Genomic DNA, 17,094 nt, shown 5'->3' with positions numbered 1-17,094 from the left:
GGCCAGCGCCCTGACCACCGGCCCCCGACACTCAGCCATCAGCCCTTCAACTGGATTCAGCTCCGACTGGAGAGATCAAAATGAAAGACCTGCTCAACCTCTTCAACCAGCAGCGGCCGGCGCTCGACTTCGACGCGATCAAGATCGCGCTGGCGTCGCCCGACCTGATCCGCTCGTGGTCGTTCGGCGAGGTCAAGAAGCCCGAGACCATCAACTACCGCACCTTCAAGCCCGAGCGCGACGGCCTGTTCTGCGCCGCCATCTTCGGGCCGGTGAAGGACTACGAGTGCCTGTGCGGCAAGTACAAGCGCATGAAGCACCGCGGCGTGGTCTGTGAAAAGTGCGGCACCGAGGTCACCCTGGCCAAGGTGCGCCGCGAGCGCATGGGTCACATCGACCTGGCCAGCCCGGTCGCGCACATCTGGTTCCTGAAGTCGCTGCCGTCGCGCATCGGCCTGATGCTCGACATGACCCTGCGCGACATCGAGCGCATCCTCTACTTCGAAGCCTTCGTGGTCACCGAGCCCGGACTGACTCCGATGGAGCGCGGCATGCTGCTGAACGAGGAGCAGTACATGCTGGCGCGTCAGGAGCACGGCGACGACTTCGAGGCCGCGATGGGCGCCGAGGCCGTTTACGACCTGCTGCGCACGATCGACCTGCAGGCCGAGATGGTGCAGCTGAGGGAAGACATCGCCGCCACCGGTTCCGAGACCAAGCTCAAGCGCCTGACCAAGCGCATCAAGCTGGTCGAGGCCTTCCTGGAATCCGGCAACCGCCCGGAATGGATGGTCATGACCGTGCTGCCGGTGCTGCCGCCGGACCTGCGTCCGCTGGTGCCGCTGGACGGCGGCCGCTTCGCGACCTCCGACCTCAACGACCTGTACCGCCGCGTCATCAACCGCAACAACCGCCTGCGTCGCCTGCTCGAGCTCAACGCGCCTGACATCATCGTGCGCAACGAGAAGCGCATGCTGCAGGAGTCGGTGGACGCGCTGATGGACAACGGCCGCCGCGGCCGTGCCATCACCGGCACCAACAAGCGCCCGCTCAAGTCGCTGGCCGACATGATCAAGGGCAAGCAGGGCCGGTTCCGCCAGAACCTGCTCGGCAAGCGCGTCGATTATTCCGGTCGTTCGGTCATCGTGGTCGGCCCGACCCTGCGCCTGCACGAGTGCGGCCTGCCGAAGAAGATGGCGCTGGAGCTGTTCAAGCCGTTCATCTTCGCCAAGCTGCAGCGCCGTGGCCTGGCCACGACGATCAAGGCCGCCAAGAAGCTGGTCGAGCGCGAAGAGGCCGAGGTGTGGGACATCCTCGAAGAGGTGATCCGCGAGCACCCGGTGCTGCTGAACCGTGCGCCGACCCTGCACCGTCTCGGCATCCAGGCGTTCGAGCCGGTGCTGATCGAGGGCAAGGCGATCCAGCTGCACCCGCTGGTCTGCACCGCGTTCAACGCCGACTTCGACGGTGACCAGATGGCCGTGCACGTGCCGCTGAGCCTGGAGGCCCAGCTGGAAGCGCGTGCGCTGATGATGTCGTCGAACAACATCCTGTCGCCGGCGAACGGCGAGCCGATCATCGTGCCGTCGCAGGACGTCGTGCTCGGCCTGTACTACATGACCCGCGCCCTGGAGAACAAGAAGGGCGAGGGCATGGTGTTCGCCAACGTCGCCGAGGTGAAGCGGGCCTACGACAACCGCGTGGTGGACATTCACGCCAAGGTCAAGGTCCGGATCATCGAGACCGTCATCGGCGAGGACGGCGAGCGGGTTCAGAAGAAGGCGATCGTCGACACCACGGTCGGCCGCGCGCTGCTGGTGGAGATCCTGCCGCAGGCACTGCCGTTCGAGCTGGCCAACGTCGAGCTGAACAAGAAGAACATCAGCCGGCTGATCAACTCCTGCTACCGCATGCTCGGTCTGAAGGACACGGTCGTGTTCGCCGACAAGCTGATGTACACCGGCTTCGCCTATTCGACCCGCTCGGGCGTCTCGATCGGCGCCGACGACATGGTCATCCCCGATGAGAAGAAGGGGATCCTGGCCGAGGCCGAGGCCGAGGTGAACGAGATCCAGGAGCAGTACCAGTCGGGTCTGGTTACCGCTGGCGAGCGTTACAACAAGGTCGTCGACATCTGGTCGCGCTGCAACGAGCGTGTGGCCAAGGCGATGATGGAGGTGATCGGCACCGACAGGGTGACCAACGCCAAGGGCGAGGTCGTCGAGCAGAAGTCGATGAACTCGATCTACATCATGGCCGACTCCGGCGCGCGAGGCTCGCAGGCGCAGATCCGCCAGCTGGCCGGCATGCGTGGTCTGATGGCCAAGCCGGATGGCTCGATCATCGAAACGCCGATCACCGCCAACTTCCGCGAGGGCCTGAACGTCCTGCAGTACTTCATCTCGACCCACGGCGCCCGCAAGGGCCTGGCCGATACCGCGCTGAAGACCGCCAACTCGGGTTACCTGACCCGTCGACTGGTCGACGTGGCGCAGGACGTGGTGATCACCGAGGATGACTGCGGCACGATGGGCGGCCTGACGATGACCCCGATCGTCGAAGGCGGCGACGTGGTCGAGCCGCTGCGCGAGCGCGTGCTTGGCCGCATCGTGGCCGAGGACGTGTTCCTGCCGGGCGACGACGAAGAGCCCATCGTCACCCGCAACACCCTGCTGGATGAGGCCTGGGTGCAGCAGCTGGAAGATGCCGGCGTGCAGTCGATCAAGGTCCGGTCGACCATCACCTGCGAATCGGCGTTCGGCGTCTGCGCACACTGCTACGGCCGTGACCTGGCCCGTGGCCACCTGGTCAACCATGGCGAGGCGGTCGGCGTCGTCGCCGCACAGTCGATCGGTGAGCCCGGTACCCAGCTGACCATGCGTACGTTCCACATCGGTGGCGCGGCTTCGCGTGCCGCCGCGATCGACAACGTCACCGTCAAGACCACCGGTACGATCAAGTTCAACAACCTCAAGCACGTCAAGCACGCCAACGGCCATCAGGTCGCGGTGTCGCGTTCGGGCGAACTGTCGATCCTCGACACCCATGGCCGCGAGCGCGAGCGCTACAAGCTGCCGTACGGTGCGACCGTCGCGGTCCAGGACGGCGGTGCGGTCAAGGCCGGCCAGCAGGTTGCGAACTGGGACCCGCATAACCACCCGATCGTCTCGGAAGTTGCCGGTTTCCTGCGTTTCATCGACTTTGTCGACGGCGTGACCGTGATCGAGAAGACCGATGACCTGACCGGCCTGGCTTCACGCGAGATCACCGATCCCAAGCGCCGTGGTTCGGCAGGCAAGGACCTGCGCCCGATCGTCCGCATCGTCGACAAGAAGGGCAACGACCTCAACATCCCGGGCACCGACCTGCCGGCGCAATACCTGCTGCCGCCGCGTTCGATCGTCAACCTGCAGGATGGCGCTGCCGTTGGCGTCGGCGACGTGGTCGCCAAGATCCCGCAGGAAGCCTCCAAGACCCGCGACATCACCGGTGGCCTGCCGCGCGTGGCCGACCTGTTCGAGGCCCGCAAGCCGAAAGACCCGGCGATCCTGGCCGAGAAGTCCGGCGTGATCAGCTTCGGCAAGGACACCAAGGGCAAGCAGCGCCTGATCATCAAGGGCCCTGATGGCGAGGAGCACGAGGAGCTGATCCCGAAGTACCGCCAGATCATCGTGTTCGAAGGCGAGCACGTGGAGAAGGGCGAGACCGTGGTGGACGGCGAGGCCAGCCCGCAGGATATCCTGCGCCTGAAGGGCGTCGAGGAACTGGCCGCCTACCTGACCCAGGAGATCCAGGACGTCTACCGCCTGCAGGGCGTGAAGATCAACGACAAGCACATCGAGGTGATCGTCCGCCAGATGCTGCGCAAGGTCGAGATCACCGATCAGGGCGACAGCAAGTTCCTCAACGGCGAGCAGGTCGAGCGTCAGCGCCTGGTCGAGGAAAACGCCCGCCTGGCCGCCAAGGACGAGATCCTGGCCCGGTTCGATCCGGTCCTGCTCGGCATCACCAAGGCCTCGCTGGCGACCGAGTCGTTCATCTCGGCGGCGTCGTTCCAGGAGACCACCCGGGTGTTGACCGAGGCGGCCGTCCGCGGCACCCGCGACAATCTGCGTGGCCTGAAGGAGAACGTCATCGTCGGTCGCCTGATTCCGGCCGGCACCGGCCTGGCGTACCATACCCAGCGCCGCCGCGGTGCCTCCGGGCTTACCGAGGCCGAGATGGAAGCCTTGGCAGGGCCAGTCACCGATGATGCGGATGAAGTTGTCGTCACCGAGGCGGGCGAGGAGTCGAGCGCTTCCTGACGGCCGGCCGACACCCGTAGTGTCAGCGCCCCCAAGGGGGCGCCCCAGATCACGAAATGAGGCGCAGGGAGCGCCTCGTGTTCGGCCCAGGGCAGGGCGGGATCGCAGTATCGCCAATCCGGGATCCGGAATGACCGGAACCCGGATTGGCACATGGCGTTGCGTTGACGTATTCGTCAAACGCAGGCTATACTTTTCCGTCTCGGTGAGCTGGGGGTCCCTGGCTTGCCGTTCGTTTTCACGTCCGGGGTGGTCGATCGCGCTTGAATCGATCGGGTCCGCCCTCCCACAAAAGAGCTCCAGATGGCAACGATCAATCAGCTGGTCCGCAAGCCGCGGCAGGCGGCTACTTACAAGAGTGCCTCGCCTGCATTGCAGAACTGCCCGCAACGCCGGGGTGTTTGCACCCGCGTCTACACCACCACCCCGAAGAAGCCGAACTCGGCGATGCGCAAGGTGGCCAAGGTGCGCCTGACCAACGGGTACGAGGTCATCTCGTACATCGGCGGCGAAGGCCACAACCTGCAGGAGCACTCGGTGGTCCTGATCCGCGGTGGCCGCGTGAAGGATCTGCCGGGTGTGCGTTACCACACCGTGCGTGGCTCGCTCGATGCCGCCGGCGTCGCCAAGCGTCGTCAGCGCCGTTCGAAGTACGGCGCCAAGCGTCCGAAGTCCTGAGGAAACTGACCCATGTCGCGTAAAGGTTCCGCCCCGCAGCGTTCCATCCTGCCAGACCCCAAGCATGGCAGCGAGACGATCGCGCGTTTCATCAACATGGTCATGAAGAGCGGCAAGAAGTCCGTTGCCGAGAAGATCGTCTATGGCGCCATGGACGTCATCGGCGAGAAGAATGAAGCCCCGCTGGATCTGGTCGAGAAGGCGCTGGGCAATGTCTCCCCGGCTGTCGAGGTCAAGTCCCGCCGCGTCGGCGGCGCGACCTACCAGGTGCCGGTCGAGGTGCGCACTTCCCGTCGCATGGCGCTGGCGATGCGCTGGCTGATCGAGTCGGCCCGCAAGCGTGGTGAGAACAGCATGCCGCGTAAGCTGGCGGCCGAGTTGATCGACGCCTCCGAGAACCGTGGTGGCGCGATCAAGAAGCGTGAAGAGACCCACCGTATGGCTGAAGCCAACAAGGCGTTCTCGCACTACCGCTGGTGATCCGGCAGCCCCCGCGCGATGCGGGGGCTCTGACGGCGGCCGCATCGGCCGCCATGGCGACGATAGCGCCGCCTCGCGTACCGGATGCCGCCGACAGGCGGCGTCCGGCCATCTGGAATTCGAAAACTTGTGAGAGGGTCCCGTGGCTCGCACCACTCCCATCGAGCGTTACCGCAACTTCGGCATCATGGCCCACATCGATGCCGGCAAGACCACCACGTCCGAGCGCATCCTGTTCTACACCGGCGTCAGCCACAAGATTGGTGAGGTGCATGACGGTGCCGCCACCATGGACTGGATGGAGCAGGAGCAGGAGCGTGGCATCACCATCACCTCCGCGGCCACCACGGCGTTCTGGAGCGGTATGGACAAGTCGATGCCGCAGCACCGGCTGAACATCATCGACACCCCCGGGCACGTCGACTTCACCATCGAGGTGGAGCGTTCGCTGCGCGTGCTCGACGGCGCGGTGTTCGTGCTGTGCGCGGTCGGCGGCGTCCAGCCGCAGTCCGAGACCGTGTGGCGCCAGGCCAACAAGTACCGCGTGCCGCGGATGGCGTTCGTCAACAAGATGGATCGCACCGGCGCCAACTTCGACAAGGTCGTCGAGCAGCTGAAGTCACGCCTGGGCGCCTACCCGGTGCCGATGCAGGTGCCGATCGGTGCCGAGGACAACTTCGAGGGCGTGGTCGATCTGGTCAAGATGAAGGCGATCCACTGGGATAACGCGTCCCAGGGCACCGTATTCGAGTACCGCGACATCCCCGCCGAGCTCGCCGACAAGTGCGCCGAGGCCCGCAGCTTCATGGTCGAGGCCGCCGCCGAGGCCAGCGAAGAGCTGATGGACAAGTACCTCAATGATGGCGACCTGTCCGAGGCGGAGATCCTGGCCGGCCTGCGCGAGCGCACCCTGAAGGTGGAGATCGTGCCGGTGTTCTGCGGTACCGCGTTCAAGAACAAGGGCGTACAGGCCATGCTCGATGGCGTCATCAACCTGCTGCCGTCGCCGGTCGACGTGCCGCCGGTGCAGGGCGTCGACGAGGACGAGAAGGAAGACACCCGCAGCGCCGACGACAAGGCACCGTTCTCGGCTCTGGCATTCAAGATCATGACCGACCCGTTCGTCGGCTCGCTGACCTTCTTCCGCGTCTATTCGGGCGTGCTCAACTCCGGCGACCAGGTCTACAACCCGGTCAAGTCGAAGAAGGAGCGCGTCGGCCGCATCCTGCAGATGCACTCCAACAACCGCGAGGAGATCAAGGAAGTCCGCGCTGGCGACATCGCTGCGGCTGTGGGCCTGAAGGACGTCACCACCGGCGATACTCTGTGCGCGCAGGATCACGTGATCACGCTCGAGCGGATGACCTTCCCGGAGCCGGTGATCTCGATGGCGGTCGAGCCGAAGACCAAGTCGGACCAGGAGAAGATGGGCATCGCCCTCGGCCGCCTGGCTCAGGAGGATCCGTCCTTCCGTGTTCGCACCGACGAAGAGTCCGGCCAGACCATCATCGCCGGCATGGGTGAGCTTCACCTGGACATCCTCGTCGACCGCATGAAGCGCGAGTTCAACGTCGAGGCCAATGTCGGCAAGCCGCAGGTGGCCTACCGCGAGACCATCCGCAAGTCGGTCAAGGCCGAAGGCAAGTTCGTGCGCCAGTCGGGCGGCAAGGGCCAGTTCGGCCACGTGTGGCTGGAGATCTCGCCGAACGAGCAGGGCGCCGGTTACTCGTTCGAGAACGCCATCGTCGGCGGTGTGGTGCCGAAGGAGTACATCCCGGCGGTCGACAAGGGCATCCAGGAAGCGGTGGCCAGCGGCATCATGGCCGGTTACCCGATCGTCGACGTCAAGGTCAAGCTGGTCGATGGCTCGTACCATGAGGTCGACTCGTCGGAAATGGCGTTCAAGATCGCCGGCTCGATGGGCTTCAAGGAAGGCTTCATGAAGGCCAGCCCGGTGCTGCTGGAGCCGATGATGAAGGTCGAGATCGTCAGCCCCGAGGATTACCTGGGCGACGTGATGGGCGATGTCAGCCGTCGTCGCGGCATCCTCTCCGGCCAGGACGACAGCCCGTCGGGCAAGATCATCAACGCGATGATCCCGCTTGGCGAGATGTTCGGCTACGCCACGTCGCTGCGTTCGATGTCGCAGGGCCGCGCGACCTTCACGATGGAATTCGACCATTACGCCGAGGCGCCGGCCAACATCGCCGAAGCCGCGAGCAAGAAGAACTGAGGCGCGCCGGCTTCGGCCGGCACCCTGTCCCCCAATACACTGGCATTCAAGAAAAAAAGGTAAACGACCATGGCTAAGGAAAAGTTCGAGCGCACCAAGCCGCACGTGAACGTCGGCACGATCGGCCACGTGGACCACGGCAAGACCACGCTGACGGCGGCCCTGACGAAGGTGGGCGCGGAGCGTTTCGGCGGTGAGTTCAAGGCATACGACGCGATCGACGCGGCGCCGGAAGAGAAGGCGCGCGGGATCACGATCTCGACCGCGCACGTGGAGTACGAGTCCCCGACGCGCCACTACGCGCACGTGGACTGCCCGGGCCACGCCGACTACGTGAAGAACATGATCACGGGTGCGGCGCAGATGGACGGCGCGATCCTGGTGTGCTCGGCCGCGGACGGCCCGATGCCGCAGACCCGCGAGCACATCCTTCTGGCGCGTCAGGTCGGTGTGCCGTACATCGTGGTGTTCCTGAACAAGGCCGACATGGTGGACGACGCCGAGCTGCTGGAGCTGGTGGAGATGGAAGTCCGCGAGCTGCTGAGCAAGTACGACTTCCCGGGCGACGACACCCCGATCATCCACGGTTCGGCGCTCAAGGCGCTTGAAGGCGATCAGTCGGAGATTGGCGTGCCGGCGATCCTGAAGCTGGTGGAGGCGCTCGACAGCTACATTCCGGAGCCGGAGCGCGACATCGACAAGGCGTTCCTGATGCCGGTCGAGGACGTGTTCTCGATTTCGGGTCGCGGCACGGTGGTGACCGGTCGTATCGAGCGCGGCATCATCAAGGTGGGCGACGAGATCGAGATCGTCGGCATCCGTCCGACCACCAAGACCACGGTGACCGGCGTTGAGATGTTCCGCAAGCTGCTGGACCAGGGCCAGGCGGGCGACAACGCGGGCCTGCTGCTGCGCGGCACCAAGCGTGACGAGGTCGAGCGTGGCCAGGTGCTGTGCAAGCCCGGTTCGATCGCGCCGCACACCGACTTCGAGGCCGAGGTGTACGTGCTGTCGAAGGACGAGGGTGGCCGTCACACGCCGTTCTTCAAGGGTTACCGTCCGCAGTTCTACTTCCGCACCACGGACATCACCGGCGCGGTGACGCTGCCGGAGGGTGTGGAGATGGTGATGCCGGGCGACAACGTGAAGATGGCGGTGCAGCTGATCAACCCGGTGGCGATGGACGAGGGCCTGCGCTTCGCGATCCGCGAAGGTGGCCGTACCGTCGGCGCCGGCGTCGTTGCCAAGATCATCAAGTGAAGCAATGGCGCGGTTGCGCTTAGCGCAACCGCCTTCGCCATTGGGTCCTCCCCGAGTGCTTTCATCGGGGATCCCGCTTGATGAAGCTCTTTCTTGCTCCCCGGCCTGAACGGCCAGGGACGGGCAACAACCGATGCTTGCATTGGTTGTGAATAACCCGCTAGAATGCGCGACCACTGCGGAGGCCTGCCAGTCAGGTGTCCGCGACCAGCGAAATGAGGCGCAGGAAGCTCCTCGTATTCGCCAGACAGGGACATGTCGCGCGGCAGTGCCGCTTCATCCGGGCCTCGGGTGCGGCTGTTGCGCGTTCAGGTATTCCGTCTGGGCGGGCCGGGTAACCGGCCTGCCTTGTTTTTCGAGGCAGGGAGGCTCCGGGGCGAGGGTGTAGCTCCGGGGCATTGTGTTTTTTCAGGGGCTCGGCACACCCAGAGGCCGCGCCCGTCGCTCTTTTAACCGAGGAATTCCGTCATGGCGGACCAAAAGATCCGGATCCGGCTGAAGGCGTACGATCATCGTCTGATCGACCGCTCGGCCAGCGAGATCGTCGAGACGGCCAAGCGGACCGGCGCGCAAGTGCGCGGCCCGATCCCGCTGCCGACCAAGATCGAGCGTTACACCATTCTCGTCTCCCCGCACGTCGACAAGGACGCGCGCGATCAGTACGAGACCCGCACGCACAAGCGCGTGCTCGACATCGTCGACCCCAACGACAAGACCGTGGACGCGCTGATGAAGCTCGAGCTCGCGGCTGGCGTCGACGTCCAGATCAAGCTGACCTGAGGCCGCAACCATGACCGCGAAGAAATATTCGTTGGGCATCGTCGGTCGCAAGGCCGGCATGAGCCGCGTGTTCACCACCGACGGCAAGTCGGTGCCGGTGACCCTGATCGAGGCCACCCCGAACCGCATCACCCAGATCAAGACCGTCGACGGCGACGGCTACAGCGCCGTGCAGGTCACCGCCGGCGTCAAGCGCGCCTCGCTGGTCAACAAGCCCGAGGCCGGGCACCTGGCCAAGGCCAAGGTCGAAGCCGGTCGTGGCCTGTGGGAGTTCCGCGTGGCCGACGACAAGATCGACGGCTTCGAGGTTGGCGGCGAGATCAAGGCCGACATTTTCGAGGCCGGCCAGATCGTCGATGTCCAGGGCGTGACCAAGGGCAAGGGCTTCCAGGGCACGATCAAGCGCCACAACTTCCGCATGGGCGACGCGACCCACGGTAACTCGCTGTCGCATCGTTCCCCGGGTTCGATCGGCCAGCGCCAGACCCCGGGCCGCGTGTTCCCGGGCAAGAAGATGTCCGGCCACATGGGCGCCGTGCAGCAGAGCACCCAGGGTCTCGAGGTGGTGAAGGTCGACGCCGAGCGCGGCCTGATCGCCATCAAGGGCGCCGTGCCGGGTGCGCCGGGCGGCGACGTCATCGTCCGTCCGACGAGCAAGGCATAAGGAGAGATGACGATGGAACTCGCCATCAACAACAGCAAGAAGACCTTGTCGGTCTCCGATGCGATCTTCGGCCGTGAGTTCAGCGAAGACCTGGTCCACCAGGTGGTCGTGGCTTACCGCAATGCCGGCCGCGCCGGCACCAAGGCCCAGAAGACCCGCTCCGAAGTCGCCGGCACCACCAAGAAGTCCAAGAAGCAGAAGGGCGGCGGTGCCCGTCACGGTGCGCTGACCGCGCCGATCTTCGTGGGCGGCGGCGTGACTTTCGCCGCCAAGCCGCGCAGCTTCGAGCAGAAGGTCAATCGCAAGATGTACCGCGCCGCGATTGCCGCGATCCTGTCCGAGCTGAACCGTCAGGGCCGGATCAAGGTTGTCGAGGGCTTCGATGTCGACGCCCCCAAGACCCAGGGTCTGGCCGCGAAGCTGAAGGAGCTGGAAGTCGGTCAGCGCCCGCTGATCGTCACCGAGGAAGCCACCGAGAATCTGTACCTCTCGGCGCGCAACCTCCCGTATGTCGAAGTCCGTGACGTGCAGGGCCTGGATCCGGTCGCGCTGGTTGGCGCCGACTCGGTCGTGGTCACCGCCGATGCGGTCAAGAAGATCGAGGAGTGGCTGGCATGAACGAGGCCAAGCTCTACACCATCATCCGTGCGCCGCGCGTGTCCGAAAAGACCGCGCGCCTGCAGGAAGTCTCCAACCAATACGTCTTCGAAGTGGCGACGGACGCGACCAAGGCCGACATCAAGGCGGCCGTGGAAAAGCTGTTCGACGTCAAGGTCGAAGCGGTCAACGTGGTCAACGTGAAGGGCAAGAGCAAGGCCTTCCGTTTCCGCATGGGCCGTCGCGCCGACTGGCGCAAGGCGTACGTGAAGCTGGCCGCCGGTCAGTCGATCGATGTGATGGCCACGGCCTGAGGATAGACCCATGGCATTGATGACATTCAAACCCACCTCGGCTGGCCGTCGCTCGGCCGTCCGCGTGGTAACGCCGGGCCTGCACAAGGGCAAGCCGCACGCCGCGCTGGTCGAGAAGAAGAGCAAGACCGGTGGCCGCAACAACAATGGCCGCATCACCACTCGTCACATCGGCGGTGGCCACAAGCAGCACTACCGCATCATCGACTTCAAGCGCAACAAGGAAGGCATCCCGGCGCGCGTGGAGCGGATCGAATACGATCCGAACCGCACTGCCCATATCGCCCTGCTGTGCTACGTCGATGGCGAGCGTCGCTACATCATCGCTCCCAAGGGGCTGAAGACTGGCGACCAGGTGATCGCGGGCCGTGACGCCCCGATCCGCGTCGGCAACGCCCTGCCGCTGGTCAATGTCCCGGTCGGTTCGACGGTGCATTGCATCGAGATGAAGCCGGGCAAGGGCGCCCAGCTCGCCCGCGCCGCCGGCGCCGGCGTCCAGCTGGTCGCTCGCGAGCACGGCTACGCCACCCTGCGCCTGCGCTCCGGCGAGATGCGCAAGGTGCCGGCCGAGTGTCGCGCCACCATCGGCGAGGTCGGCAACGAGGAGCACAGTCTCGAGAAGCTCGGCAAGGCCGGCGCCAAGCGTTGGCGCGGCGTTCGTCCGACCGTCCGCGGCGCGGCCATGAACCCGGTCGACCACCCACACGGTGGTGGTGAGGCCAAGGCCGGCCAGGGCAATCCGCACCCGGTCACCCCGTGGGGCGTCCCCACCAAGGGTTACAAGACCCGCAAGAACAAGCGCACCCAGCAGTTCATCGTGCGCGATCGCAGGAGCTAATCGGCCATGGCACGTTCACTGAAGAAAGGCCCGTTCGTCGACCATCATCTGATCAAGAAGGTGGAGAACGCGGGTAACAACAAGAAGCCGATCAAGACCTGGTCGCGTCGTTCGATGATTCTGCCGGAGATGGTGGGCTTCACCATCGCCGTGCACAACGGTCGCAACCATATCCCGGTGCTGGTCAACGAGAACATGGTTGGCCACAAGCTCGGCGAGTTCGCCCTGACGCGTACCTTCAAGGGTCACGTCGGCGACAAGAAGAGCCGTTAAGGAGATGAACATGGAAGCGAAAGCCATCCTGCGCACCGCGCGCATCTCCCCGCAGAAGGCCCGCCTGGTCGCCGACCAGGTCCGTGGCCTGTCGGCCGAACGCGCCGTCAACCTGCTGAAGTTCTCCGACAAGAAGGCCGCGGGCATGATCCGCAAGGTGGTCGAGTCGGCCATCGCCAACGCGGAGAACAACCAGGGCGCCGACATCGACGAGCTCAAGGTCAAGACCATCATGGTGGACGAGGGTCCGACGCTGAAGCGCTTCATGGCGCGGGCGAAGGGCCGCGGCACCCGCATCCTCAAGCGCACCAGCCACATTACTGTGGTTGTGGGCGCGGGCAAGTAAGGCGGAGTCAGACTAATGGGTCATAAAGTTCATCCGACCGGCATCCGCCTGGGCATTGCCAAGGACTGGAATTCCAAGTGGTTTGCCAACAAGAAGCAGTACGCCGAGTTCCTGGCGTCTGACCTCAAGGTCCGTGAGATGCTTCGCAAGAAGCTCGCGCAGGCCGGGATTTCCCGCATTTTCATCGAGCGTCCGGCCAACAACGCCCGCGTGACGATCCACACCGCCCGTCCGGGCGTGGTGATCGGCAAGCGTGGCGAGGACATCGAGAAGCTGCGCAAGGAGGTCAGCGCGATGATGGGCGTTCCGGCGCACATCAACGTGACCGAGGTCCGCAAGCCGGAGCTCGACGCGCAGCTGGTCGCCGAGTCGATCGCGCAACAGCTCGAGCGCCGCATCATGTTCCGTCGTGCGATGAAGCGCGCGGTGGGCAACGCGATGCGTCTGGGCGCGCTGGGCATCAAGGTCAACGTCGCGGGGCGCCTCAACGGTGCGGAAATCGCCCGTTCGGAGTGGTATCGCGAAGGCCGGGTGCCGCTGCACACCCTGCGTGCCGACATCGACTACGGCTTCGCCGAAGCCAAGACGACCTACGGCATCATCGGCATCAAGGTATGGGTCTACAAGGGCGAGATCTTCGATTTCTCCCAGGTCGGCCAGGAGAAGCCGGAAGAGAGCTCGCGCGGCGACCGCGGCGACCGTCCTTCACGTCCGCGTCCGGCCCGTCCGGCCCGCGAATCGAGGTAAACGACCATGTTGCAACCCAAGCGAACCAAATACCGCAAGGTGCACAAGGGCCGTAACGAGGGCCTGAGCTGGAACGCCAACGCGGTCAGCTTCGGCGAGTACGGCCTCAAGGCCACCGCGCACGGCCAGATCACCGCGCGCCAGATCGAGGCGGCCCGCCGTTCGATCAGCCGTTACGTCAAGCGTGGCGGCAAGATGTGGATCCGCGTGTTCCCGGACAAGCCGATCACCAAGAAGCCGATCGAAGTCCGAATGGGCTCCGGCAAGGGCAACGTCGAGTACTGGGTCGCCCAGATCCAGCCCGGCCGCATGATCTACGAGATCGAGGGCGTCAGCGAGGACGTGGCGCGCGAGGCATTCCGCCTGGCGTCCGCCAAGCTGTCGGTCACCACCACTTTCGTTACCCGGACGGTGCGCTGATGGAACTCAAGCAACTCCGCGAGAAATCCGCCGACGAGCTGCAGGCCCATCTGGTCGAGCTGCACAAGGAGAGCTTCGCCCTCCGCATGCAGCAGGCCACCGGCCAGCTCGCCAAGACCCATGAAGTCCGCCGGGTGCGCCGCGAGATCGCGCGCGTCAACACCCTGCTGGTACAGAAGAAGTAAGGACCCGCCATGACCGACAACAATACAGAGAAGGCAGTGCGCACGGTCGAGGGGCGCGTGGTCAGCAACAAGATGGACAAGACCGTCACCGTGCTGGTCGAACGCCAGGTCAAGCACGCGCTGTACGGCAAGTACATCCGCCGCTCGACCAAGCTCCACGCCCACGACGCCGACAACGCCTGCAACGAGGGCGACATCGTCCGTGTGAGCGAGATCGCGCCGATGTCCAAGACCAAGAACTGGCGCGTGGTGCAGATCGTCACCCGCGCGGCTGAATAACGAGGAGGCTGAACCATGATCCAGATGCAAAGCTACCTCGACGTGGCCGACAACTCCGGTGCCAAGGAAGTGATGTGCATCAAGGTGCTGGGCGGCTCCAAGCGCCGCTACGCCGGCATCGGCGACATCATCAAGGTCACCGTCAAGGATGCGATCCCGCGCGGCAAGGTCAAGAAGGGCGACGTCTACGACGCCGTCGTGGTGCGTACCCGCAAGGGTGTGCGTCGTCCGGACGGCTCGCTGATCCGCTTCGACGGCAACGCCGCCGTGCTGCTCAACAACAAGCATGAGCCGATCGGCACCCGCATCTTCGGGCCGGTGACCCGTGAACTTCGCTCCGAGAAGTTCATGAAGATCGTCTCGCTCGCGCCTGAAGTGCTCTGAGCGGAGGAATAGAGAAATGAACCGTATCCGCAAGGGTGACCAAGTCATCGTCACCGCCGGCAAGGACAAGGGCAAGAAGGGCGATGTCGTCCGCGTGCTCGGCGACAAGGTCGTCGTGTCCAACGTCAACATCGTCAAGCGTCACACCAAGCCGAACCCGCAGGCCGGTCAGCCCGGTGGCGTGATCGAGCGCGAGGCGCCGATCCATATTTCCAACGTGATGCTGTTCAACCCGGCCAGTGGCAAGGGTGAGCGCATTGGTTTCAAGGTGCTGGAGGATGGACGCAAACTGCGTGTGTTCCGCTCCAGCGGTGAGGCGGTCGACGCCTGAGGAATGCCCAAATGACCCGGCTTGAAAAGATTTACAAAGAAGAGGTGGTTCCGGTTCTGACCGAGAAGTTCGGTTACAAGAACCCGATGGAAGTGCCGCGCCTCGTCAAGATCACGCTGAACATGGGCGTGGGCGAAGCGGCCACCAACAAGAAGATCCTCGAGAACGCGGTGGCCGACATGGCCAAGATCACCGGCCAGCAGCCGCTGGTCACCAAGAGCCGCGTCTCGGTCGCCTCGTTCAAGATCCGCGACGGCTGGCCGATCGGCTGCAAGGTGACCCTGCGTCGCGCCAAGATGTACGAGTTCCTCGACCGTCTGGTGAACGTGGCCCTGCCGCGTGTGCGCGACTTCCGCGGCGTGTCCGCCAAGTCGTTCGACGGTCGCGGCAACTACAACATGGGCGTCAAGGAGCAGATCATCTTCCCGGAGATCGATTACGACCAGGTCGACGCGCTGCGCGGCATGGACATCGCGATCACCACCACCGCGAAGACCGACGCCGAGGCCAGGGCCCTGCTCGAGGCCTTCCGCTTCCCGTTCCGTAACTGATCCAAGGACACAGACAATGGCCAAGACCTCCATGGTCAACCGCGAGATCAAGCGGGCCAAGCTGGTTGCGAAGTACGCCGCCAAGCGTGAAGAGCTGAAGAAGATCATCTCCAGCGACACTTCTTCGTACGAGGAGAAGATGGAAGCTGCCGTCAAGCTGCAGAAGCTGCCGCGCGACTCCTCGCCGAGCCGCCAGCGCAACCGCTGCGCCCTGACCGGCCGGCCGCGTGGCGTCTACAGCAAGTTCGGCCTGGGCCGCAACAAGCTGCGCGAAGCCACCATGCGTGGCGACGTGCCGGGCCTGCGCAAGGCCAGCTGGTAACCCGCCAGTTGGTGCGACAAACTGCCGGCAGGTCTGCTAGACTTGCCGGCTCGCCCCGTTCGGGAGGCTTCCGGGCCCCTCGGACGGGGTGTCGCCGCTTCGGCGGCAATAGCTGAATTATTCGCAATCCCGCGGATATCGGTGCTACTCATAAGGTGACATTTCATGAGCATGACTGATCCCATCGCCGACATGCTGGTCCGCATCAAGAATGCGGCGGCGGTCCGCAAGCCGACGGTGAAGATGCCGTCGTCGAAGATCAAGATCGCGATCGCCAACGTCCTGAAGGACGAGGGCTACATCCTCGACTCGCGCGTGACCGAGATCGGCAGCGGCAAGGCCGAACTCGAGATCTCGTTGAAGTACTACGAAGGCAAGCCGGTCATCGAGCGCCTGGAGCGTTTTTCGCGTTCCGGTCTGCGTCAGTACCGTGGCAAAGCCGACCTGCCGAAGGTCCTGGACGGCCTTGGTATCGCCATCATTTCCACCTCGAAGGGCATCATGACCGATGCGCAGGCGCGCCAACAGGGCGTCGGCGGCGAGGTTTTGTGCTTCGTGGCCTAAGGGAGGAATAGACATGTCCCGAGTTGCCAAGAAGCCGATCGCCCTGCCAAAGGGCGTCGAGCTGAACATCCAGGCCGAAAGCGTCAGCGTCAAGGGCCCGAAGGGCACCCTGTCGGTCGCCAGGCCGGCCAGCGTCGAGATCAACATCGAAGACGGCGTCGCCACCCTGTCGCCGGCGACCCCGGCCGACATGGCCATCACCGGCACGATTCGCGCGATCCTGGCCAACATGGTCAAGGGCGTCTCCGAAGGCTTCGAGCGCAAGCTCGAGCTGGTCGGCGTCGGTTATCGCGCGTCGATGCAGGGCAAGGACCTGAACCTGTCGCTGGGCTTCTCCCATCCGGTCGTGTTCTCGGCTCCCGAAGGCATCACCATCGCCACCCCGACGCAGACCGAGGTCGTGGTGCAGGGTGCCGACAAGCAGCGCGTGGGTGAGGTTGCCGCCAAGATCCGCAGCTTCCGTCCGCCGGAGCCCTACAAGGGCAAGGGTGTGAAGTACGCCGACGAAACCATCATCCGCAAGGAAGCCAAGAAGGCGTAATCG

At 64.6% G+C, this 17,094-nt stretch carries 22 protein-coding genes; all 22 read left to right on the top strand.

Translation table 11 applies throughout. The annotated features are described in order from the left end of the window. The first annotated feature begins 80 nt into the window (after nucleotides 1-80). The 22 genes from rpoC (at nucleotide 81) to rplF (ending at nucleotide 17,091) form a co-directional block, all read left to right on the top strand. A complete protein-coding gene (rpoC, locus tag FKV23_RS11850; RefSeq protein WP_141624031.1) occupies nucleotides 81-4,304 on the top strand; it encodes a DNA-directed RNA polymerase subunit beta' in 4,224 nt (1,407 codons plus the stop codon). A 303-nt stretch (nucleotides 4,305-4,607) separates the two neighbouring features. Then, complete coding sequence (gene rpsL, locus FKV23_RS11845) at nucleotides 4,608-4,982, top strand: 30S ribosomal protein S12 (RefSeq protein WP_141624030.1); 375 nt, start codon at nucleotides 4,608-4,610, stop codon at nucleotides 4,980-4,982. A gap of 12 nt (nucleotides 4,983-4,994) precedes the next feature. Then, nucleotides 4,995-5,462 carry a 30S ribosomal protein S7 gene (gene rpsG / locus FKV23_RS11840; protein ID WP_141624029.1) on the top strand — a complete coding sequence of 156 codons (468 nt, stop codon included), beginning with the start codon at nucleotides 4,995-4,997 and terminating at the stop codon, nucleotides 5,460-5,462. A gap of 142 nt (nucleotides 5,463-5,604) precedes the next feature. Continuing rightward, nucleotides 5,605-7,695 (top strand): elongation factor G, encoded by a 2,091-nt coding sequence (gene fusA, locus FKV23_RS11835; protein WP_141624028.1) that lies wholly within the window; start codon nucleotides 5,605-5,607, stop codon nucleotides 7,693-7,695. A 69-nt stretch (nucleotides 7,696-7,764) separates the two neighbouring features. Further along, nucleotides 7,765-8,955, top strand: a complete 1,191-nt coding sequence (gene tuf / locus FKV23_RS11830; RefSeq protein WP_141624027.1) for an elongation factor Tu — start codon at nucleotides 7,765-7,767, stop codon at nucleotides 8,953-8,955. A 468-nt stretch (nucleotides 8,956-9,423) separates the two neighbouring features. Further along, nucleotides 9,424-9,735, top strand: coding sequence for a 30S ribosomal protein S10 (gene rpsJ / locus FKV23_RS11825; protein ID WP_027070119.1), 312 nt, complete (start codon nucleotides 9,424-9,426; stop codon nucleotides 9,733-9,735). Between the two features lie 10 nt (nucleotides 9,736-9,745). Further along, a complete protein-coding gene (gene rplC, locus FKV23_RS11820) occupies nucleotides 9,746-10,399 on the top strand; it encodes a 50S ribosomal protein L3 (protein WP_141624026.1) in 654 nt (217 codons plus the stop codon). 12 nt (nucleotides 10,400-10,411) lie between these two features. Continuing rightward, nucleotides 10,412-11,017 carry a 50S ribosomal protein L4 gene (rplD, locus tag FKV23_RS11815; RefSeq protein WP_141624025.1) on the top strand — a complete coding sequence of 202 codons (606 nt, stop codon included), beginning with the start codon at nucleotides 10,412-10,414 and terminating at the stop codon, nucleotides 11,015-11,017. Further along, entirely contained in the window at nucleotides 11,014-11,310 is a 297-nt protein-coding gene (gene rplW, locus FKV23_RS11810) for a 50S ribosomal protein L23 (protein WP_141624024.1), read from the top strand. The genes rplD and rplW overlap by 4 nt, the downstream gene beginning before the upstream one ends. Nucleotides 11,311-11,320: 10 nt before the next feature. Continuing rightward, nucleotides 11,321-12,148: a 50S ribosomal protein L2 gene (rplB, locus tag FKV23_RS11805; RefSeq protein WP_141624023.1), complete on the top strand. Its 828-nt coding sequence runs from the start codon at nucleotides 11,321-11,323 to the stop codon at nucleotides 12,146-12,148. A gap of 6 nt (nucleotides 12,149-12,154) precedes the next feature. Further along, nucleotides 12,155-12,421 carry a 30S ribosomal protein S19 gene (gene rpsS / locus FKV23_RS11800; protein WP_141624022.1) on the top strand — a complete coding sequence of 89 codons (267 nt, stop codon included), beginning with the start codon at nucleotides 12,155-12,157 and terminating at the stop codon, nucleotides 12,419-12,421. Between the two features lie 10 nt (nucleotides 12,422-12,431). Continuing rightward, nucleotides 12,432-12,767 (top strand): 50S ribosomal protein L22, encoded by a 336-nt coding sequence (gene rplV / locus FKV23_RS11795; RefSeq protein ID WP_111267074.1) that lies wholly within the window; start codon nucleotides 12,432-12,434, stop codon nucleotides 12,765-12,767. A gap of 15 nt (nucleotides 12,768-12,782) precedes the next feature. Next, on the top strand, nucleotides 12,783-13,514 hold the full coding sequence (rpsC, locus tag FKV23_RS11790; protein ID WP_141624021.1) for a 30S ribosomal protein S3: 732 nt from the start codon (nucleotides 12,783-12,785) through the stop codon (nucleotides 13,512-13,514). Nucleotides 13,515-13,520: 6 nt separating this feature from the next. Beyond that, entirely contained in the window at nucleotides 13,521-13,934 is a 414-nt protein-coding gene (gene rplP / locus FKV23_RS11785; protein ID WP_141624020.1) for a 50S ribosomal protein L16, read from the top strand. Continuing rightward, a complete protein-coding gene (rpmC, locus tag FKV23_RS11780; protein WP_141624019.1) occupies nucleotides 13,934-14,119 on the top strand; it encodes a 50S ribosomal protein L29 in 186 nt (61 codons plus the stop codon). The genes rplP and rpmC overlap by 1 nt, the downstream gene beginning before the upstream one ends. A gap of 9 nt (nucleotides 14,120-14,128) precedes the next feature. Beyond that, the gene (rpsQ, locus tag FKV23_RS11775; protein ID WP_141624018.1) at nucleotides 14,129-14,398 is read left to right on the top strand and encodes a 30S ribosomal protein S17; all 270 of its coding nucleotides are present in this window, start codon (nucleotides 14,129-14,131) and stop codon (nucleotides 14,396-14,398) included. Between the two features lie 15 nt (nucleotides 14,399-14,413). Continuing rightward, on the top strand, nucleotides 14,414-14,782 hold the full coding sequence (rplN, locus tag FKV23_RS11770) for a 50S ribosomal protein L14 (protein WP_141624017.1): 369 nt from the start codon (nucleotides 14,414-14,416) through the stop codon (nucleotides 14,780-14,782). A 16-nt stretch (nucleotides 14,783-14,798) separates the two neighbouring features. Continuing rightward, on the top strand, nucleotides 14,799-15,113 hold the full coding sequence (gene rplX / locus FKV23_RS11765; protein ID WP_141624016.1) for a 50S ribosomal protein L24: 315 nt from the start codon (nucleotides 14,799-14,801) through the stop codon (nucleotides 15,111-15,113). 11 nt (nucleotides 15,114-15,124) lie between these two features. Then, on the top strand, nucleotides 15,125-15,664 hold the full coding sequence (gene rplE, locus FKV23_RS11760) for a 50S ribosomal protein L5 (RefSeq protein WP_141624015.1): 540 nt from the start codon (nucleotides 15,125-15,127) through the stop codon (nucleotides 15,662-15,664). 16 nt (nucleotides 15,665-15,680) lie between these two features. Continuing rightward, on the top strand, nucleotides 15,681-15,986 hold the full coding sequence (gene rpsN / locus FKV23_RS11755; protein ID WP_141624014.1) for a 30S ribosomal protein S14: 306 nt from the start codon (nucleotides 15,681-15,683) through the stop codon (nucleotides 15,984-15,986). 165 nt (nucleotides 15,987-16,151) lie between these two features. Then, nucleotides 16,152-16,550: a 30S ribosomal protein S8 gene (rpsH, locus tag FKV23_RS11750; protein WP_141624013.1), complete on the top strand. Its 399-nt coding sequence runs from the start codon at nucleotides 16,152-16,154 to the stop codon at nucleotides 16,548-16,550. A 13-nt stretch (nucleotides 16,551-16,563) separates the two neighbouring features. After that, nucleotides 16,564-17,091: a 50S ribosomal protein L6 gene (rplF, locus tag FKV23_RS11745; RefSeq protein WP_141624012.1), complete on the top strand. Its 528-nt coding sequence runs from the start codon at nucleotides 16,564-16,566 to the stop codon at nucleotides 17,089-17,091. Nucleotides 17,092-17,094: the final 3 nt, after the last annotated feature.

Source organism: Lysobacter alkalisoli (assembly GCF_006547045.1).
In the GTDB taxonomy this organism is placed as follows: Bacteria; Pseudomonadota; Gammaproteobacteria; order Xanthomonadales; family Xanthomonadaceae; genus Marilutibacter; species Marilutibacter alkalisoli.
This window is presented reverse-complemented; position numbering and strand designations above follow the sequence as displayed.